The 616-nt window shown below is 47.9% G+C and carries 1 pseudogene; it reads left to right on the top strand.

Annotated elements, in window-relative coordinates:
- Positions 1–472 (top strand): annotated as a pseudogene (gene fadA / locus R7Q46_RS28160) (acetyl-CoA C-acyltransferase); the annotation flags it as partial.
- Positions 473–616: the final 144 nt, after the last annotated feature.

Raw genomic sequence — 616 nt, forward strand, 5'->3', positions numbered from 1 at the left:
TACCGTAACAGCCGGTACATCTTCAGCCCTATCCGATGGTGCATCCGCAATGCTGATCATGAGCGAAGAGAAAGCCAATGAACTTGGTTTGAAGATTCGCGCACGAATCAAAGGCATGGCGATCGCAGGTTGCGATCCATCCATCATGGGTTACGGCCCTGTACCTGCAACGCAAAAAGCGCTCAAACGTGCAGGCCTTGCAATTGAAGATATGGACGTTGTCGAGCTAAACGAAGCGTTTGCAGCGCAATCTCTGCCATGTGCGAAAGACCTAGGTCTGCTTGAGGTGATGGACGAAAAAGTGAACCTGAATGGCGGCGCGATTGCTCTAGGTCACCCATTGGGTTGTTCTGGCGCACGTATCTCGACAACGCTTATCAACCTAATGGAAGCCAAGGACGCCAAATACGGCCTTGCAACCATGTGTATCGGGCTTGGTCAGGGTATCGCTACTGTCTTTGAGCGCCCTTAGCCCTTAACATCACCAGTTAGGTAATCAACCAATACCAGCAAAATTTGGTATTACACTTAAGGCGGCATCTTATGTCGCCTTTTCTTTTATTAGGCACCCTATAATTTATGCACAAAAAGCATAAATTAGATGATGAAGTTTCAT

Source organism: Vibrio sp. 811, from assembly GCF_033339195.1.